At 67.2% G+C, this 17,495-nt stretch carries 12 protein-coding genes; 11 read left to right on the top strand and 1 reads right to left on the bottom strand.

What is annotated here, in order from left to right; translation table 11 throughout:
• The first annotated feature begins 82 nt into the window (after window positions 1–82).
• The 3 genes from J5474_RS01645 to J5474_RS01635 are packed head-to-tail and all read left to right on the top strand — an operon-like array spanning window position 83 to window position 3,371.
• The gene (locus J5474_RS01645) at window positions 83–1,105 is read left to right on the top strand and encodes an ABC transporter ATP-binding protein (protein ID WP_209358683.1); all 1,023 of its coding nucleotides are present in this window, start codon (window positions 83–85) and stop codon (window positions 1,103–1,105) included.
• A complete protein-coding gene (locus J5474_RS01640) occupies window positions 1,102–1,875 on the top strand; it encodes an L-iditol 2-dehydrogenase (RefSeq protein ID WP_209358681.1) in 774 nt (257 codons plus the stop codon). Before J5474_RS01645 ends, J5474_RS01640 begins: the two co-directional genes overlap by 4 nt.
• A gap of 32 nt (window positions 1,876–1,907) precedes the next feature.
• Entirely contained in the window at window positions 1,908–3,371 is a 1,464-nt protein-coding gene (locus tag J5474_RS01635; protein ID WP_209358680.1) for a mannitol dehydrogenase family protein, read from the top strand.
• Window positions 3,372–3,526: 155 nt separating this feature from the next.
• On the opposite strand, the gene J5474_RS01630 is transcribed toward J5474_RS01635, so the two are convergent.
• Window positions 3,527–4,363, bottom strand: coding sequence for an IclR family transcriptional regulator (locus J5474_RS01630; RefSeq protein ID WP_209358679.1), 837 nt, complete (start codon window positions 4,361–4,363; stop codon window positions 3,527–3,529).
• Between the two features lie 211 nt (window positions 4,364–4,574).
• Between J5474_RS01630 and bhcA the strand changes: the two genes are divergently transcribed.
• The 8 genes from bhcA to J5474_RS01590 all read left to right on the top strand — a co-directional run bounded on the left by bhcA (window position 4,575) and on the right by J5474_RS01590 (window position 17,353).
• On the top strand, window positions 4,575–5,783 hold the full coding sequence (gene bhcA / locus J5474_RS01625) for an L-aspartate--glyoxylate aminotransferase BhcA (protein WP_209358678.1): 1,209 nt from the start codon (window positions 4,575–4,577) through the stop codon (window positions 5,781–5,783).
• Between the two features lie 13 nt (window positions 5,784–5,796).
• Window positions 5,797–6,771: a beta-hydroxyaspartate dehydratase BhcB gene (gene bhcB / locus J5474_RS01620; RefSeq protein WP_209358676.1), complete on the top strand. Its 975-nt coding sequence runs from the start codon at window positions 5,797–5,799 to the stop codon at window positions 6,769–6,771.
• A gap of 114 nt (window positions 6,772–6,885) precedes the next feature.
• A complete protein-coding gene (gene bhcC / locus J5474_RS01615; RefSeq protein WP_209358674.1) occupies window positions 6,886–8,049 on the top strand; it encodes a 3-hydroxy-D-aspartate aldolase BhcC in 1,164 nt (387 codons plus the stop codon).
• A 91-nt stretch (window positions 8,050–8,140) separates the two neighbouring features.
• Window positions 8,141–9,133: an iminosuccinate reductase BhcD gene (gene bhcD, locus J5474_RS01610; protein ID WP_209358672.1), complete on the top strand. Its 993-nt coding sequence runs from the start codon at window positions 8,141–8,143 to the stop codon at window positions 9,131–9,133.
• A 115-nt stretch (window positions 9,134–9,248) separates the two neighbouring features.
• The gene (locus tag J5474_RS01605; RefSeq protein ID WP_209358670.1) at window positions 9,249–10,220 is read left to right on the top strand and encodes a 2-hydroxyacid dehydrogenase; all 972 of its coding nucleotides are present in this window, start codon (window positions 9,249–9,251) and stop codon (window positions 10,218–10,220) included.
• Between the two features lie 316 nt (window positions 10,221–10,536).
• Complete coding sequence (locus J5474_RS01600) at window positions 10,537–13,959, top strand: transglutaminase family protein (RefSeq protein ID WP_209358668.1); 3,423 nt, start codon at window positions 10,537–10,539, stop codon at window positions 13,957–13,959.
• A 22-nt stretch (window positions 13,960–13,981) separates the two neighbouring features.
• Window positions 13,982–16,465 (top strand): circularly permuted type 2 ATP-grasp protein, encoded by a 2,484-nt coding sequence (locus tag J5474_RS01595; RefSeq protein WP_209358666.1) that lies wholly within the window; start codon window positions 13,982–13,984, stop codon window positions 16,463–16,465.
• 3 nt (window positions 16,466–16,468) lie between these two features.
• The gene (locus J5474_RS01590; protein ID WP_209358664.1) at window positions 16,469–17,353 is read left to right on the top strand and encodes a transglutaminase family protein; all 885 of its coding nucleotides are present in this window, start codon (window positions 16,469–16,471) and stop codon (window positions 17,351–17,353) included.
• Window positions 17,354–17,495: the final 142 nt, after the last annotated feature.

Genomic DNA, 17,495 nt, shown 5'->3' with positions numbered 1-17,495 from the left:
GCCCTCAAGCAGCGCAGCGGCAGGGCACCCAGGACGCCCGCAGGCCGCTGAGTGGCAGGGCATTTAGTGAAGGGAGGTACAGATGGGACGCATCGTACTGGAGAAAGTCGTCAAGCGCTTCGGTCAGGCGGAGGTCATTCCGCCGCTCGACCTGACCATCGAGGACGGCGAATTCACCGTCTTCGTGGGCCCCTCGGGCTGCGGCAAGTCCACGCTGCTTCGCCTGATCGCGGGGCTGGAGGATGTGAGTTCGGGGCGCATTGTCATCGATGGCACCGACGCCACGGAACTGGCGCCCGCGAAACGCGGCCTCGCCATGGTGTTCCAGAGCTACGCGCTCTATCCCCACATGACCGTGCGCAGGAATATCGCCTTCCCGATGAAGATGGCAGGGATGGATCAGGCCGAGCAGGACCGCCGCATCGCCAAGGCGGCGGAGGCGCTGAACCTCACCGACTACCTCGACCGCAAGCCCGGCCAGCTGTCGGGCGGCCAGCGCCAGCGCGTCGCCATCGGCCGCGCCATCGTGCGCGAACCGCAGGCTTTTCTTTTCGACGAACCGCTGTCCAACCTCGACGCGGCACTGCGTGTCGGTATGCGGCTGGAGATCTCCGAACTGCACAAGCGCTTGAACACCACGATGATCTACGTGACCCACGACCAGGTGGAGGCCATGACCATGGCGGACAAGATCGTCGTTCTGCGCGCCGGCCATATCGAGCAGGTGGGCTCCCCGCTGGACCTCTACCGCACACCGCGCAACCTGTTTGTCGCGGGGTTCATCGGCTCGCCCCGGATGAACTTCATCGACGGCGCCGAGGCCGCAAAACATGGCGCGCACACCATCGGCATCCGTCCCGAGCACATGGAGGTCTCCAGTACCTCCGGTCTCTGGAAGGGCCGTGTCGGCGTGGCGGAGCATCTGGGCTCCGACACCTTCATCCATGTACACGACACCGGGCTTGCCGAAACCATGACCATCCGCGTCGATGGCGAGGTCGACCTGCACCATGGCGATACCGTCTACATGACCCCGCGCGAGGAGATGCTGCACCGCTTCGATGCCCAGGGCCTGCGTATGGCCGAGGTCGGCGTGCCCGCATGACACGCCTCGCGGGCAAGACGGCCCTGATCACGGGGGCCGCGCGCGGCATCGGTCGCGCCTTCGCCTCGCGCTACGTCGCCGAGGGCGCCCGTGTGGCCATCGCCGACATCGACATCGCCCGCGCCCGCGCGACGGCGGCAGAGATCGGCGCGGCGGCCATCGCGGTGGAGCTGGACGTCACCCGGCAGGACAGCATCGACGTTGCCGTGGCGGAGGCGGTGCAACGCCTCGGTCAGATCGACATCCTGATCAACAACGCCGCCATCTTCACCGCGGCCCCGATCACGCAGATCACCCGCGAAGACTACGACCGCGCCATGGCGATCAACGTGGCGGGCACGCTCTTTACGCTGCAGGCGGTGGCGAAACACATGATCGAGCGCGGCATAAAGGGCCGCATCATCAACATGGCCAGCCAGGCGGGACGGCGCGGCGAAAGCCTGGTCGCGGTCTACTGCGCGTCGAAGGCGGCGATCATCAGCCTGACGCAATCGGCGGGCCTGAACCTCGTCGCCCATGGCATCAACGTGAACGCAATCGCCCCCGGCGTGGTCGACGGCGAACACTGGGACGGCGTAGACGCCTTCTTTGCCAGGTACGAGAACAAGGCCCCCGGCCAGAAGAAGCGCGAAGTCGGCGCTGCCGTGCCCTACGGCCGCATGGGCCGTGCGGAGGACCTCACCGGCATGGCGGTCTTCCTCGCCTCCGACGACGCCGAATACATCGTCGCCCAGACCTACAACGTCGACGGCGGCAACTGGATGAGCTGACGGGGCCCGTGCGCCCCGCGAAGGACAGGACCATGAAGCTTTCTAACGCAACCCTAGCAGATCTGCCCAAGGGCATCGCGCGTCCGACCTACGACCGGGCGAGCCTGACCCCCGGCATCGTGCACATCGGACTGGGCAATTTCCACCGCGCGCATCAGGCGTGGTACCTGCATCGGCTGATGCAGCAGGGCAGAGCGCTCGACTGGGCGATCCTCGGCGCCGGCGTGCGGCCCTACGATGCCGCCATGCGCGACCGCCTGAAGGCGCAGGACTGCCTGACCACGCTTATCGAGCTGGACCCAAAGGGGCAGTCCGCCGAGGTCACCGGTGCGATGATCGACTATATCGAGATTGCGGAGGGTAACGGCCCGCTGATCGCGGCTATGGGCGACCAGCGCATCCGAATCGTGGCGTTGACCGTGACGGAAGGGGGCTACTTCGTCACCGCTTCGGGGGCATTCGATACCGCCCACGAGGACATTGCCCATGACGCTGCGCACCCGGATACGCCGCGCACGGCCTTCGGTGCCATCGTCGCGGCGCTGAAGGCGCGCCGCGCGGCGGGCACTGGCCCTTTCACACTGCAAAGCTGCGACAACCTTCAGGGCAACGGCGCCATTCTGCGCCAGACGGTCACCGGCCTCGCGCGGCTCTCTGACCCTGAGCTCGCGGACTGGATCGACACGCACTGCAGCTTCCCCAACTCCATGGTCGACTGCATCGTGCCCGCCACCGGAGCGAAGGAGATCGAACTGGCGCAGTCCCTCGGGATCGACGATGCCGCGCCGGTGACGCATGAGAATTTCCGCCAATGGGTGATCGAGGACGCCTTTTGCGCCGGTCGCCCGGACTGGGAACTGGCGGGGGCGACCTTTACCGACGCGGTTCACGCCTTCGAGGCGATGAAGATCCGCACGCTCAACGCGGGCCATCAGGTGCTGGCCAACGCGGGCGAGGTGCTGTCACTGCCGACCATCGCATCCTGCATGATGGACGCGGACGTCGCCGCCTTCTTTGCCAAGGTGGAGGCGGAGTGTATCGTTCCTTACGTCCACGCCGTGCCGGGGATGACGCCTCAGGCCTATGCGGACCTCATCGCGCGGCGTTTCTCCAACCCGATGATCCACGACACCGTGCGGCGCGTCGCCTTTGACGGTTCCTCGCGACATCCGGGCTTCGTGTTGCCGATCCTGCGCGATGCACTGGCTGCGGGCGGCCCGATCGACGGGCTGGCACTGGTCGAGGCGCTCTGGGCCCGCATGTGCATCGGACTGCGTGAGGACGGCACCCGGATCGATCCCAACGACCCTATTTGGCCCATGCTGTCGGAGGCCGCCATGGCCGCGAAGACCGACCCGCAGGCGTGGCTGGCGCAGGCGCAGATCTACGGCACCCTCGGGCAGAACGCGGCCTTTGCCGAGGCATTTGCCCGCTGGCTCGACGCGCTCTGGCAGAATGGTACCCGGGCCACCCTGCGCGCCTACCTCGCCGGGTGATCCGTCCTGACCCTGAGGAGCGCGCTTCGTACGCGCTCCATGGCTCTCCGGTCGCCCCAGGTTGCCGGGGACATGATGCAGTATCGGGCCTGCCACGCCCGCAGTCCCCGGGGGTCAAAGCGCTCCCCCTTCGGCTTCTTCTCGACGAAACCGCCTCACTCCGGGCGTGGCCAGCGGCCTCCGGACAATTCCGTAATCTCGCGGGCGGCCTCTGCCACCGTGGCCCCCAGCGACCACGCCCGATCAGGAGCGAAGCGCGCTGTGGGGCCGGAGACGGAAATACCCGCGCAGGGGTGGCCCTGGTCGTCATAGATCGCCGCTCCGATGCATGACATGCCGGGGTGGCGTTCCTCGCGGTCGTGCGACCAGCCGCGACTTGCGATCTTCTCCAGATCCGCCGCCAGCAGGTCCGGCGTGGCGAGGGTGGAGCCGGTATAGGCCTCGAAGGTGATCCGCGCCATGGCCCGAGCCCGCGCCTCCGGGGCGAGGGCGGCGAGGATCGCCTTGCCCGTCCCGGAGGCGTGCATCGAGGTCCGCGTGCCGGGCGGAAAGAACGCCCGGATCGGGTTCGGCGTCTCCACCTGCCCGATAAAGACCACTTCCGCCCCGGAAACCGTGATGTCCGGCACCGCGAGGTTCGCGGTCTCGCCGGTCTCCGCCATCAGGCGGCGCATCACCGGGCGCCCGACCTCCGCGACCGAGGTGCGGGCGAGGAAGGACAGCCCCGTCCGATAGGCTTCGATGCCAATGCGCCATTCCTGCCGTTCCTCATCAAAGGCGGTGTAGCGGCTGTTCTGCAGCGTGGTCAGGATGCGGTGTGTCGTTGCAGTCGGAATGTCCGTCTCCCGAGCCAGTTCCGACAGCGTGGCAGAGGTGCGCCGAGCCACGGTGGACAACAGCATCAAGGCTCGGTCGAGCGATTGCAGGGAGCCCGCCGAGCTTTCCTTGAACTGCGATTTCGGGCGGCCTCGGGGGCGCTTCTCGGGACTCATCTGCACACTCCTGGACGGGAAAATTGCGGGAAATCCGCGACTAAATCGGGGGAAATCGTCGCTGCGTTGCGGCGCGGATTAAAAGTGAGAAAAGGTTTGTCCAATGTCTTCAATCCATTAATCGCATTTTCCGCTCAGTGGAAACGTTTTTCAAGAAAATTGCAAGCGCGCCGCGAAACGCGCATCCTTGGGGCAACTGGAGGAGCATCCCATGAGCAATCAGAATCCCGTTTTCATTCCCGGCCCCACCAATATGCCCGACCGCCTGCGCACGAAGATGATGGCGCAGACCGTGGACCATCGCGCCCCTGACTTCGCCGGCCTGTTCAAGCCGATGCTGGACGACACGAAGAAGGTCTTCGGCACCACGCTCGGCACCGTGATCACCTTCCCCGGCTCCGGCACCGGCGGCTGGGAGGCGGCGGTGGCCAACACGCTGTCGCCCGGCGACAAGGTGCTGGTGGCGCGCTATGGCATGTTCTCCCACAAGTGGATCGACCTTTGCCAGAAGTTTGGCCTGGAGGTGCAGGTCGTCGAAACGCCCTGGGGCTGCGGCGCCCCGGCGGACCGGTTCGAGGAGATCCTTGCCGCCGACACCGCCCACACAATCAAGGCCGTGCTGGTCACCCATAACGAGACCGCTACCGGCGTGCTGTCCGACGTGGGCAGTGTGCGCCGGGCCATGGATTCGGCGGACCACCCGGCGATGATGTTCGTCGACTGCGTGTCCTCTTTGGCATCCGTGCCCTTCCACTTCGATGACTGGGGCGTGGACGTGGCGATCTCCGGTTCGCAGAAGGGCTTCATGCTGCCTGCGGGCATGGCGATCACCTGCGTCTCGCCCAAGGCATTCGCTGCGATGGAAACGGCGAAACTGCCACGCTGCTACTTCGACTTCCGCGACATGGCGGCCAACAATGGAAAGGGCGGTTTCCCCTACACGCCGCCGCTGCAGCTGATCTACGGGATGCGCGAAGCGCTCGACATGCTCTTTGAAGAGGGGCTGGAGAATGTCTACGCCCGCCACCATCGGCTGGCCGAAGGCGTGCGCCGTGCGGTTTCCGCTTGGGGGCTGGACCTCGTGGCGCAGGAGCCGGCGCTTTACTCCGACACGGTCAGTGCGATCCGCGTGCCGGAGGGCTTCGACTCCAACAGGCTGACCGACCACGCTTACACCGCCTACGGCGTCTCCTTTGGTGTGGGGCTGGGCGAACTGAACGGGAAGGCCTTCCGCATCGGCCACCTGGGCTCCCTCACGGATGTCATGGTGCTTTCGGGCCTTGCCACGATCGAGATGGCCATGGCCGATCTCGACTACCCCATCACCCTGGGCAGCGGCGTGGCGGCGGCGCAGGAGTATTACCGCCAGACTCGCGCGCAGGCCGTGACGCAGGGCAAAGAAAACCTGGCGGCGGAATAAGGAGGATCACCAGATGCTCGACGCAACCACACTGGCCGAAACGCTGACCATCGAGCACGTGCGCGCGGCCTATGACCGGATCAAGGGGCACGTGCGGCAGACGCCGGTCCTGCGGTCGGATTACCTGGACGAACTGACCGGCGCGCAGCTGTTCTTCAAGTGCGAAAACCTGCAGGAGGCCGGCGCCTTCAAGGTACGCGGCGCCTGCAACGCGGTCTTCGGGCTGGATGACGAAAAGGCGCGTCTGGGGGTCTGCACGCATTCCTCCGGCAACCACGCGCTGTCACTCAGCTGGGCGGCGGGGCGGCGGGGCATCCCCTGCAACGTGGTCATGCCACGCACTGCACCCCAGGCCAAGAAGGACGCCGTGCGCCGTTACGGCGGCACCATCACCGAATGCGAGCCTTCGACCTCCTCGCGCGAGGCGGTCTTTGCCGAGGTGCAGGCCGCCACGGGCGGCGAATTCGTGCATCCCTACAACGATCCGCGCGTGATCTGCGGGCAGGCGACCTGTTCCTACGAACTTCTAAAGCAAGTGGAGGGGCTGGACGCGGTGGTGGCGCCCATCGGTGGCGGCGGCATGATCTCCGGCACTTGCCTGACGCTGTCCAACCTCGCGCCCAACGTGGAAATCTACGCGGCCGAACCGGAGATGGCCGACGACGCGGCGCGGTCGTTCAAGGCTGGGCACATCATCGCCGACGACGCGCCGGAGACGGTGGCCGACGGGCTGAAGGTTCCACTGAAGGAGAACACCTGGCATTTCGTGCGCAACTTCGTGACCGACGTGCCGACGGCCTCCGAAGAGGAGATCGTCGACGCGATGAAGATCACCTGGAAGCACCTGCGCGTGGTGATGGAGCCATCCTCGGCCGTACCGCTGGCGGTGATCCTGAAGAACCGTGATCGTTTCGCGGGCAAGCGCGTGGGGATCGTGATTACCGGCGGCAACGTCGACCTCGACCGTCTGCCGTGGATGGCCGTGTAGGGCGGTCACAGCCCGCCCTACCGCCGCCCAGACCCGAATTTCGCCGCGAAACTTTTCGTAAATAACTGTAAATGAATGGAAAAGTTGACTGCTGTCAGCTTTGGGGAGACTGAGATGAAAGACGCAATTCACCTCGACGACTACGAAGTGGGCTTTGACATTCCGGCGCTGCCGGGCATGGACGAGGCGCAGGTCCAGACACCCTGCCTCGTGCTCGACCTCGACGCGCTGGAGCGCAACATCAAGAAAATGGGCGATTACGCCATGGCGCACGGCATGCGCCACCGGGTGCATGGCAAGATGCACAAGTCGGTGGACGTGGCCAAGCTTCAGGTGGAACTCGGCGGCGCCTGCGGTGTCTGCTGTCAGAAGGTATCGGAGGCGGAGGTCTTTGCCCGTGGCGGTATCAAGGACGTGCTGGTGTCGAACCAGGTGCGGGACCCGCTGAAGATCGATCGCCTGGCGCAGATCCCGAAGCTGGGTGCGCGCACGCTCTGCTGCGTCGATGACGTGGCGAACGTGGAGGACCTGAGCGCCGCCGCCCAGCGCCACGGCACCCAGATCGAATGCCTCGTGGAAATCGACTGTGGCGCGGGCCGTTGCGGCGTCACCACCACGCCCGAGGTGGTGGAGATCGCCAAGGCCATCGACGCCGCGCCGGGGCTGAAATTCGCCGGCATCCAGGCCTACCAGGGCGCCATGCAGCACCTCGACAGCTACGACGACCGCAAGGCGAAGCTCGACGTGGCGGTGGCCATGGTGAAGGACGCCGTGGACGGACTGAAGGCCGAGGGGCTGGAGTGCGACATCGTCGGCGGCGGCGGCACCGGCTCGTATTACTTCGAATCGACCTCGGGCGTGTACAACGAGCTCCAGTGCGGCTCCTATGCCTTCATGGATGCCGATTACGGCCGCATTCTGGATCAGGACGGCAAGCGCATCGATCAGGGCGAATGGGAGAACGCGCTGTTCATCCTGACCTCCGTCATGAGCCACGCCAAGGCCGACAAGGCCATCGTCGACGCGGGGTTGAAGGCGCAGTCGGTGGACTCCGGCCTGCCGGTCATCTTTGGCCGCGACGACGTGGAATACGTGAAATGCTCCGACGAGCACGGCGTGGTCATGGACCCCACCGGCGCGCTGAATGTTAACGACAAGCTGAAGCTGGTGCCCGGCCACTGCGACCCGACCTGCAACGTGCACGACTGGTACGTCGGCCTGCGCAAGGGCAAGGTCGAGACGGTCTGGCCGGTCTCGGCCCGCGGCAAGGCCTACTGAACGCGCGGCCCGGTCGGGCCACGGACATGACAGGGGCGGGTCGGAGCGCAAGCCCCGGCCCGCGCAACGCAGAATGGCACGGAGGACGGAGATGAAGGACGTGGAACAGGCACAGGGCATCCTGATCGTTGGCGAAGAGGCCTGCGCGGAACTGGTAGGCCGCAAGGAGGCCTTCGAGGCCGTCGAGGCGGTCTTCGGCGCCATGGCGTCGGGGGAGGCGCGCAACTTCCCCGTGGTGCGCGAGGCAATCGGCCACGCCGACGCGCTTTACGGCTTCAAGTCCGGCTTCGACAAGGCGGGCATGGTGCTGGGCGTGAAGGCGGGCGGCTACTGGCCAGGCAACGCGGACAAGGGGCTGACCAACCACCAGTCCACGGTCTGCCTTTTTGACCCGGACACCGGGCGGCTCTCGGCGCTGGTGGGGGGCAACTACCTGACGGCGGTGCGTACGGCGGCTTCCTCGGCGGTTTCGATTGCGCATCTCGCGCGCAAGGACGCGAAGGTGCTGGGCATGATCGGCGCCGGACACCAGTCCACTTTCCAGCTGCGCGCGGCCGTCGAACAGCGCACCTTCGAGAAGGTCGTCGCCTGGAACCCGCACCCCGACATGCTGCCCCGCCTGGGCGCCGTGGCCGAGGAATTGGGCCTGCCGTTCGAGGCCGTTTCGGCCGAAGAGGTCTGCGCGCAGGCAGATGCGATCATCACGATCACCTCTGCCTTCGAGCCCTTGCTGCTGAAGGACTGGGTCCGCCCCGGCACCCACATCGCCTGCATGGGCACCGACACCAAGGGCAAGATGGAGGTCGACCCCGCGCTGGTCGCCGCTGCCACGGTCTTCACCGACGAGGTGGCGCAGTCGATTTCCCTCGGTGAGGCGCAGCACGCAGTGGCCTCGGGCGCGCTGTCGCCAGACGCGATCACCCCCATCGGCGCGGTGATCAACGGCGCGCATCCGGGGCGGACCTCGGAGACGGAGATCACACTTTTCGACGGCACCGGCGTGGGGCTGCAGGATCTCGCGGTGGCCTCCGTCGCGGCCCGGCTGGCGGAGGAGGGCGGCCGGGCTACGCGCGTGGCGCTGTGAGCCGCGTCCCCCCGGCGGGCGCGCGCCCGGCGCCTGGGGGACGTGAGTATTTCGCAACGAGAAACCCCGGGGGGGGGCGGCGCGGCCGCTCCCCGTCTGGGCAGGGAGGAAAGGTATGGAGCGGGCAAAGGTGCTGGTGACACGGCGGTGGCCGGCGGCGGTGGAACGCCGGCTCGCCGAACGTTTCGATGTCACCTTCAACGAGGCTGACAGGCCAATGGATGTTGCGGCGCTGAGGGCGGCGCTGACGGAGTATGACGCGGTGCTGCCAACAGTGACGGATGCGATGGGTTCGGAGGTTTTCGACGGGCTTGCGACGCCGCGCTGCCGCCTGCTGGCGAATTACGGTGTCGGATTCTCGCATATCGACGTGGCGGCGGCGCAGCGTCTGGGGATCGCCGTGACGAATACGCCCGACGTTCTGAGCGACTGTACGGCGGATATCGCCATGACGCTTCTCCTGATGGCGGCGCGCCGCGCGGGAGAGGGCGAGCGCGAGTTGCGCGCCGGGCAATGGTCAGGCTGGCGGCCCACGCACCTGGTCGGCACCAAAGTCACGGGCAAGGTGCTGGGCATCATAGGCTACGGCCGCATCGGCCGCGAGATGGCGCGCCGTGCGCACCATGGTTTCGGTATGGCAATCACGGTCTACAACCGCTCTCCCATTGCTCCCGACCTTCTGGCACAATGCGGCGCGCGCCAACTGCCATTGGCAGAGACACTGGCCGGCGCTGATTTCGTTTCCCTGCATTGCCCCGGCGGAGCGGAGAACCGCCACCTGATCGATGCGTCCCGATTGGCACAGATGAAGCCCGGCGCCTACCTCATCAACACCGCGCGCGGCGAGGTTGTGGACGAGGCAGCGCTGGTGGCATCCATCCGCAAGGGCCACCTGCGTGGCGCCGGGCTTGATGTCTTCGAGGGCGAACCGCGCGTCAGCCCAGAACTGCTGGAGTGCCCCGGTCTCGTTCTCTTGCCGCACCTTGGCAGCGCCACGACCGAAACGCGCGAGGCGATGGGGCATTGCGCTATCGACAACCTCGCCGTCTTCCTCGACGGAGGCGATCCGCCGAACCGCGTCGCCTGACCGAACCCGCCTCCGCTCCGGCCTCGCCACAACAGTTTCACGCTGGGGGCACCACGCCCCTGCTTCTTTGGTTCAAAAATACCGCGATGGGGGGCCATTGGGCCCGTGGCCCAATGGCGTGGGGGAAGCAGCGCTTCCCCCGATTGCACGCGCCCGTCACGGGCGCGACGGTCGCCGGGGAAACGCCCGTTCCTTCAGCGCGGCATCGCGGGGCAGGGGGGACGCGGATCTCCTCCTTACGGCTTCCTTTACAAGAGACGCGGCGGCAAGGCATTGATTGGCAGACCGATCCCAATTCACAGGACACCCGCATCCCATGGCGATCACCGCGAGCATCCGTCACCTGACGCACTACAAGTACGACCGCCCCGTGCGGCTCGGACCGCAGATCATTCGCCTGCGCCCGGCGCCGCATTCGCGCACACGGGTCATCTCGCACAGCCTGAAGGTCGGGCCGGAACCGCATTTCGTCAATCACCAGCAGGACATCTACGGCAACTGGCTGGCGCGGTTCGTCTTCCCCGAACCCGTGACCGAGTTCCGCATCGAGGTCGACCTCGTCGCGGCCATGACGGTCTACAACCCCTTCGACTTCTTCCTTGAGGAAAGCGCGCGGGAATGGCCCTTCGCCTACCCCGACGAGATTGCCGCGGACCTCGAACAATACCGCACACCCGTGCCCCTCACACCCAAGGTACAGGCCTGGGTCGACTCGATTCCGCGCGACAAGACCGCCACCGTCGATTTCCTCGTCGACCTGAATGCCCGCCTCGAGCAGCAGATCGACTACCTCATCCGCATGGAACCCGGCGTGCAGACCCCGGAGGAGACGCTGGAAAAGGGGTCCGGTTCCTGTCGTGACACGTCGTGGCTGCTGATCAACATTCTGCGTCACCTCGGCTTCGCCTCGCGCTTTGTCTCCGGCTACCTGATCCAGCTGAAACCGGATCTGGAGGCGCTCGACGGTCCGTCGGGCACCGATCACGACTTTACCGACCTGCACGCCTGGTGCGAGGTCTACCTGCCCGGCGCGGGCTGGCTGGGGCTCGACCCGACCTCCGGGCTGCTGACCGGCGAAAGCCACATCCCGCTGGCCGCAACGCCACATTACGCCAATGCGGCGCCTATCGTCGGCGGCTTTACCGGGGATCCGGACACGCAGACCGATTTCGATTTTGCCATGGAGGTGCACCGCATCGCGGAACACCCCCGCATCACCAAACCGTTCAGCGAGGAAAGCTGGCAGGCGCTCGATGCGCTGGGTCGAGAGGTCGACATGGTGATGGAAGCCGAGGACATGCGTCTGACCATGGGCGGCGAGCCGACCTTTGTCTCCATCGACGATTTCGAGAGCGACGAGTGGAACACCGCCGCCGTGGGGCCGACGAAACGCGACCGCGCAGACCAGTTGATCCGTCGCCTGCGGGCGCGCTTTGCCCCGGGCGGTTTCCTGCACTACGGGCAGGGCAAGTGGTACCCTGGCGAGACCCTGCCGCGTTGGACCTTCAGCCTGTTCTGGCGCCGCGACGGGGAGCCGATCTGGAAGAACCCCGACCTTGTGGCGCCGGAAACGCAGACCGGCGCGACCAACGCGGATTCCGAGCGGTTCATGGAGACCTTCGCGGAGACGCTGGGGATCGAGGCCGACTTTGTGCGTCCCGCCTACGAGGACCCCGCCGAATGGGTCCTGAAGGAGGCGGGCCTGCCGATCAACGTCACCCCCGAGGACCCCAAGCTGAAGAACCCGGAGGCGCGCGCCCGCATCGCCCGCGTGTTCAACCGTGGCCTGACAGAGGCCGCTGGCCACATCCTGCCGATCCAGCGCTGGCAGGGGAAGGCGCGCAAGTCCAACTGGATTTCCGAACGCTGGAAGACGCGCCGGGGCCATCTGTTCCTGATCCCCGGCGACAGCCCGGTGGGCTTCCGGCTGCCGCTGGGTACGCTGCCGCATATTCCGGCGTCCTCCTACCCCTATACCTACGACGCCGATCCCAGCAGGCCTGTCACGGCGCTGCCGGATTTCCATCGGGAAATCGAACAGCGCCGGCGCCTGATCCTCGATGAACTGGAACGTATCGCCGCGGAAGAGGCCGAAACCCTGCCCGCCGTCAGCAAGGGGCATGATCAGCCGGTCTCCGGCATCAAGCCCGAGGACAGCGGTGCGCAGGCCCGGCAGAACCCCATGAGCATGGAGGGAAACGATCCGGGTCTGGGCCATGTGCGCACCGCCATAGCCGTGGAGCCGCGCGACGGGCGGCTGTGCCTCTTCATGCCGCCGGTGGGTGAACTGGAGGACTACCTCGAATTGCTCGCCGCCGCCGAAACAACGGCGGAGGAGCTTGGCCTGCCGATCCACATCGAAGGTTACGCTCCGCCGTCGGACCCGCGTCTGAACGTGATCCGCGTTGCTCCTGATCCCGGCGTGATCGAGGTGAACATCCACCCGGCGCAGGACTGGCAGGATTGCGTCGCGATCACCGAAGGCGTCTACGACGAAGCCCGCCAGACCAGGCTGGGCGCCGACAAGTTCATGATCGACGGGCGCCACGTGGGCACGGGGGGCGGCAACCACGTGGTCGTCGGCGGGGCGACCACCTACGATTCCCCCTTCCTGCGGCGCCCGGACCTGATGCGTTCGCTCATCCTGTACTGGCAGCGGCACCCGGCGCTGTCCTACCTCTTCTCCGGCCTCTTCATCGGCCCGACCTCCCAGGCGCCGCGCATCGACGAGGCGCGGCACGATACGCTCTACGAGCTTGAGATCGCGCTGGCGCAGATCCCCGACCCGGACGAGGACACCTCCCAGCCGCAGCCCTGGCTGGTCGACCGGCTGCTGCGCAACATGCTGATCGACGTCACCGGCAACACCCACCGTGCGGAACTGTGCATCGACAAGATGTTCTCGCCCGACGGGCCCACGGGGCGGCTTGGCCTGCTGGAATTCCGCGGTTTCGAGATGCCGCCAGACCCGCGCATGAGCCTCGCCCAGCAACTTCTGGTGCGCGCCATCCTCGCGCGGCTCTGGAAAACCCCGATCAAGGGCAAGCCGGTTCGCTGGGGCACGCAGCTGCACGACCGCTTCATGCTGCCGCATTTCGTCTGGGAGGACTTCATGGACGTGCTGCGCGACCTGCGCCAGCACGGCTTCGACATGCGCCCGGAGTGGTTCGAGGCGCAGCGCGAGTTCCGCTTCCCCTTTGCCGGCGAAGTCACCTACGAGGGCGTCACGCTGGAGGTGCGGCAGGCGCTGGAACCCTGGCACGTGCTGGGTGAACGCGGCGCCATCGGCGGCACCGTGCGCTACACCGACAGCTCGGTGGAACGGATGCAGGTGCAGCTGACCACGCTCAACCCCGACCGCTACATCGTCACCTGCAACAAGCGGCCCGTGCCGCTGGCGGCCACCGCGACCAGCGGCGTGAAGGTCGGCGGAGTCCGTTTCAAGGCCTGGCAACCGGCGGAGGCGCTGCACCCGGTGCTGGGCGTCGACGCCCCGCTGGTCTTTGACGTCTTCGACATCTGGTCGGGGCGGGCGCTTGGCGGTTGCACCTACCACGTGGCGCATCCGGGCGGGCGCAGTTACGACACCTTCCCGGTCAACACCAACGAGGCCGACGCACGGCGGCTGGCGCGGTTCGAGAAGTTCGGTCATACTCCCGGTTCCTACTGGCCCGCGGCGCAGGCCCCGCATCCGGAGTTCCCGATGACGCTGGACCTGCGCCGCTCGCCGGGGATCTGAGGCAGGCACGCGGGACAGGCAGATGGCGGACGGCGGCGGGGAGGACAGGACGGGCGCCGGATCGGCGGAGGGCGGGGGTGAGGACAGCCTCGCCGCGCGGCGCCTGTGCGACCTTCTGAAGGGCTACCGCCCGCCCGAGGGCGTGGCGGACGAACTGCTCTGCCCCGACGGATCTATCCGCCCGGTCTGGCAGCCCATGGTGGACCACCTCGCCGCCCGTGGGCCGGAGGCGCTGGCCGCAGATTTCGCGCGCGGCGACCAGTACCTGCACGACGCGGGTGTCTATTACCGCCAGTACACCGGCTCGGGGTCGGACGTGCGCGACTGGCCGCTCTCGCACCTGCCGGTGATGGTGGCGGAGGCCGAGTGGATCGCGCTGGCAGACGGGCTGCGCCAGCGCGCCGAACTGCTGGAACGCATCATGGCGGACCTCTACGGCCCCGCCGACCTCGTGGCGCAGGGGCTGCTACCGCCGCAGCTGGTGGCGTCGAACCCTGAATGGCTGCGCCCGCTGGTGGGGGTGAAGCCGCGCTCGGGCCATTTCCTGCAGGTTCTGGCCTTCGAGATCGGCCGCTCGCCGGATGGCTCGTGGATCGTGCTGGGCGACCGCACGCAGGCACCTTCGGGGCCGGGCTTTGCCTTGGAAAACCGCATGGCGACCGCGCGGGTCTTTCCGGAGCTTTTCCCGAAGGCTGACGTGCACCGGCTGGCGGGCTTCTTTCGCGGGCTGCGCGAAACGCTGCAGGGGCTGGCGGGTGCCCAGGGCAGGCAGGGGGCGGGACACGCCGCGATCCTGACGCCGGGTCAGCACACGGATACCTACTTTGAACACGCCTATATCGCGCGCTACCTCGGGATGCTGCTGCTGGAGTGCGGCGACCTGACGGTGACGCCGGAGGGGCTGATGGTGCGCACCATCGCCGGGCTGGAGCCGGTCAGCGTGCTCTGGCGGCGTATGGATTCGCGTTTTGCCGACCCGTTGGAACTGGACGAAGGCTCTGCCATCGGGACCCCGGGCATGGTCTCTGCCCTGCGCGCGGGGCAGGTCTCGATGATCAACGCGCTGGGATCGGGCGTGCTGGAGGCGCGGGCGCTCATGGCCTTTCTGCCGCGCATCTGTCAGCGCCTGACCGGCGAACGGCTGATGCTGCCCAATATCGCCACGTGGTGGTGCGGTCAGCCGCGCGAACGGGCGCATGTCCGCGACCACCTCGAACGCATGATGATCGCCCCCGCCATGTCGACCGCACTGCCCTTTGAAATGCACGGCACCACCGCGCTGGGCGTGCGGTCCCGCGATACCGCACGCGGGGCGGTGCGCGACTGGATCGATGCGGCGGGTGATGCGCTGGTGGGACAGGAGGCGGTGACGCTCTCGACCACGCCGGCGTGGATCCACGGGCGGCTGGTACCGCGTCCCATGGTGATCCGCGTCTTTGCCGTGCGCACGCCGCAGGGCTGGGACGTGATGCCCGGCGGCTACGCCCGCATCGGCCGCACCGAAGACCCAACCGCGCTGGCCATGCAATCGGGCGGTTCCGTGGCGGATGTCTGGGTGGTGTCCGAGGCGAAGGTCGCGCCAGACAGCCTTGCCCCGGGCAGCGACACGCCCTTTCTGCGGCACGCTCCGGAACAGCTGCCCGCCCGCGCCGCCGACAACCTCTTTTGGCTGGGTCGCTACGTCGAGAGGGCCGAACATACCGTGCGTACTCTGCGGGCCTACCATCAGCGGGTGGCCGAGGCGGGGACGGCGGCGGGCCTGCCGGAACCGGCGCTTTTGCCGCTGCTGCGCAAGGGGCTGGCCCGGCAGGGCATGGGGGGCGATTTGTACACCGCCACGGTACCGCAGGGGCTGGGCGCGTTGTTCGATGCCGCCCTCAATTGCGTCGGCACCGTGCGCGACCGTTTTTCCGAGGACGGCTGGCACGCTCTGAACGAGTTGCACGCGCTGGCGGACAGGCTGGCGGAGCGGCCGTTCAAACCCGACGACGCCGCCCGTGGCATGGGCGACCTGCTGCGCCATCTGGCGGGGTTCTCCGGCCTCGTGAACGACAATATGTTCCGCGCCTCCGGCTGGCGTTTCATGACCATGGGCCGTTCCGTCGAACGCGGCATCGGCATGGCGGCCCTGCTTGCCGATCTCGCCGACCCGAAGGCCGCGCCCGGCGCGCTCGACCTCGCCATCGAGATCGGCGACAGCGTGATGGCCTACCGGCGGCGGTATTCGTCGGTCACGCGGCGCGCGGCGGTGGTCGATCTGTTGGCGCTCGACCCGGACAACCCGCGCGCCATCGCCTTTCAGGTGGCGCGGCTTCTAAAGGATCAGGGCCGCTTGCCACGCCGCCACGACAGCACGCAGGTCAGCGAACTCGGCCGCGCTCTCTTGCGGCTGAACACCGATCTGACGGTCGCCCTGCCGGACGAACTGGACCGCGTCGCGCTGACCGATACGGGGCGGCGACTGATGGCGGTTTCAGACATGATCGCCCGTCATTACATGAGCTGAGCGATGATCTACGATCTCACCCTCGCGATCCGCTACCGCTACGAAAGCCGCGCCACGGCGGCGCGCACGCTGTTGCGGATGGTGCCGATGGACAACGCCCGCCAGCAGGTGCTGACGGCGCAGGTAAGCTGCGTGCCGGAACCGGCGATGCGCTCCGAAGAGGTCGATTTTTTCGGCAATGCCATGGTCGCAGTCACCTTTGCGGAGCCCCTGTCCGAAGTGACCTTCCGACTGAAGGCGCGGGTACGGCGGCACGAAGGCGAGGAAAGCATGGACCTTTCGCCGTCGCTGTCGCTGCTTGCCAATGACGTGGCGGCGGAGACATCGCTCGGGCCGGAGTCGCCACATCACTTTACCGCTGCGTCCGAACGGGTCAGCCTTGGCGGCGAGATCGGCGTTTTTGCCAGTCGCACCACGCAATCCGCGCCGACCGCGCTGCAGGCGGTGCGGGCGCTGTCCACCGCGCTGCACGACTGGTTCGAATTCGACGCCACCGCGACGGAGGTGACGACGGACCCGGCAGAGGCGTTCGCCCGCAGGCGCGGTGTCTGTCAGGACATCAGCCACGTGATGATTGCCGGACTCAGGTCGGTGGGGGTGCCGGCGGGCTATGTCTCGGGCTTCCTGCGGACCGAGCCGCCGGAGGGAAGGCCCCGGCTGGAGGGCGCCGACGCCATGCACGCCTGGGTGCGCGCCTGGTGCGGTCGAGAAATGGGCTGGATCGAGATCGACCCGACGAACGACATGGCGGTGGGCGAGGATCACGTGGCGGTGGCCATCGGGCGCGACTACGCCGACGTGGCCCCGGTGAAGGGCTCTTTGCGCAGCGCTGGCCCCCACACCACGCGCCACGCGGTGGACATGGTGCCGGAGGTGGAGGGTCGCTAACCGCCGAAGGCACCGCCCTGACGACCCCGCTCGTTGTATTCCATAGCGACTTCGGTCCCGAGTCGGTCCGATCGGTTCGACGCATCCGCCTGCGCCCCCCGCCCCGGACCTCTCGCCACCTAAGATTTCATGCGCGGCTAGT

It is taken from the genome of Sagittula salina (genome assembly GCF_017813235.1).
Classification (GTDB): Bacteria; Pseudomonadota; Alphaproteobacteria; order Rhodobacterales; family Rhodobacteraceae; genus Sagittula; species Sagittula salina.
The sequence above is the reverse complement of the archived record's forward strand: the minus strand, read 5'-3'. Positions and strand labels throughout refer to the sequence as shown.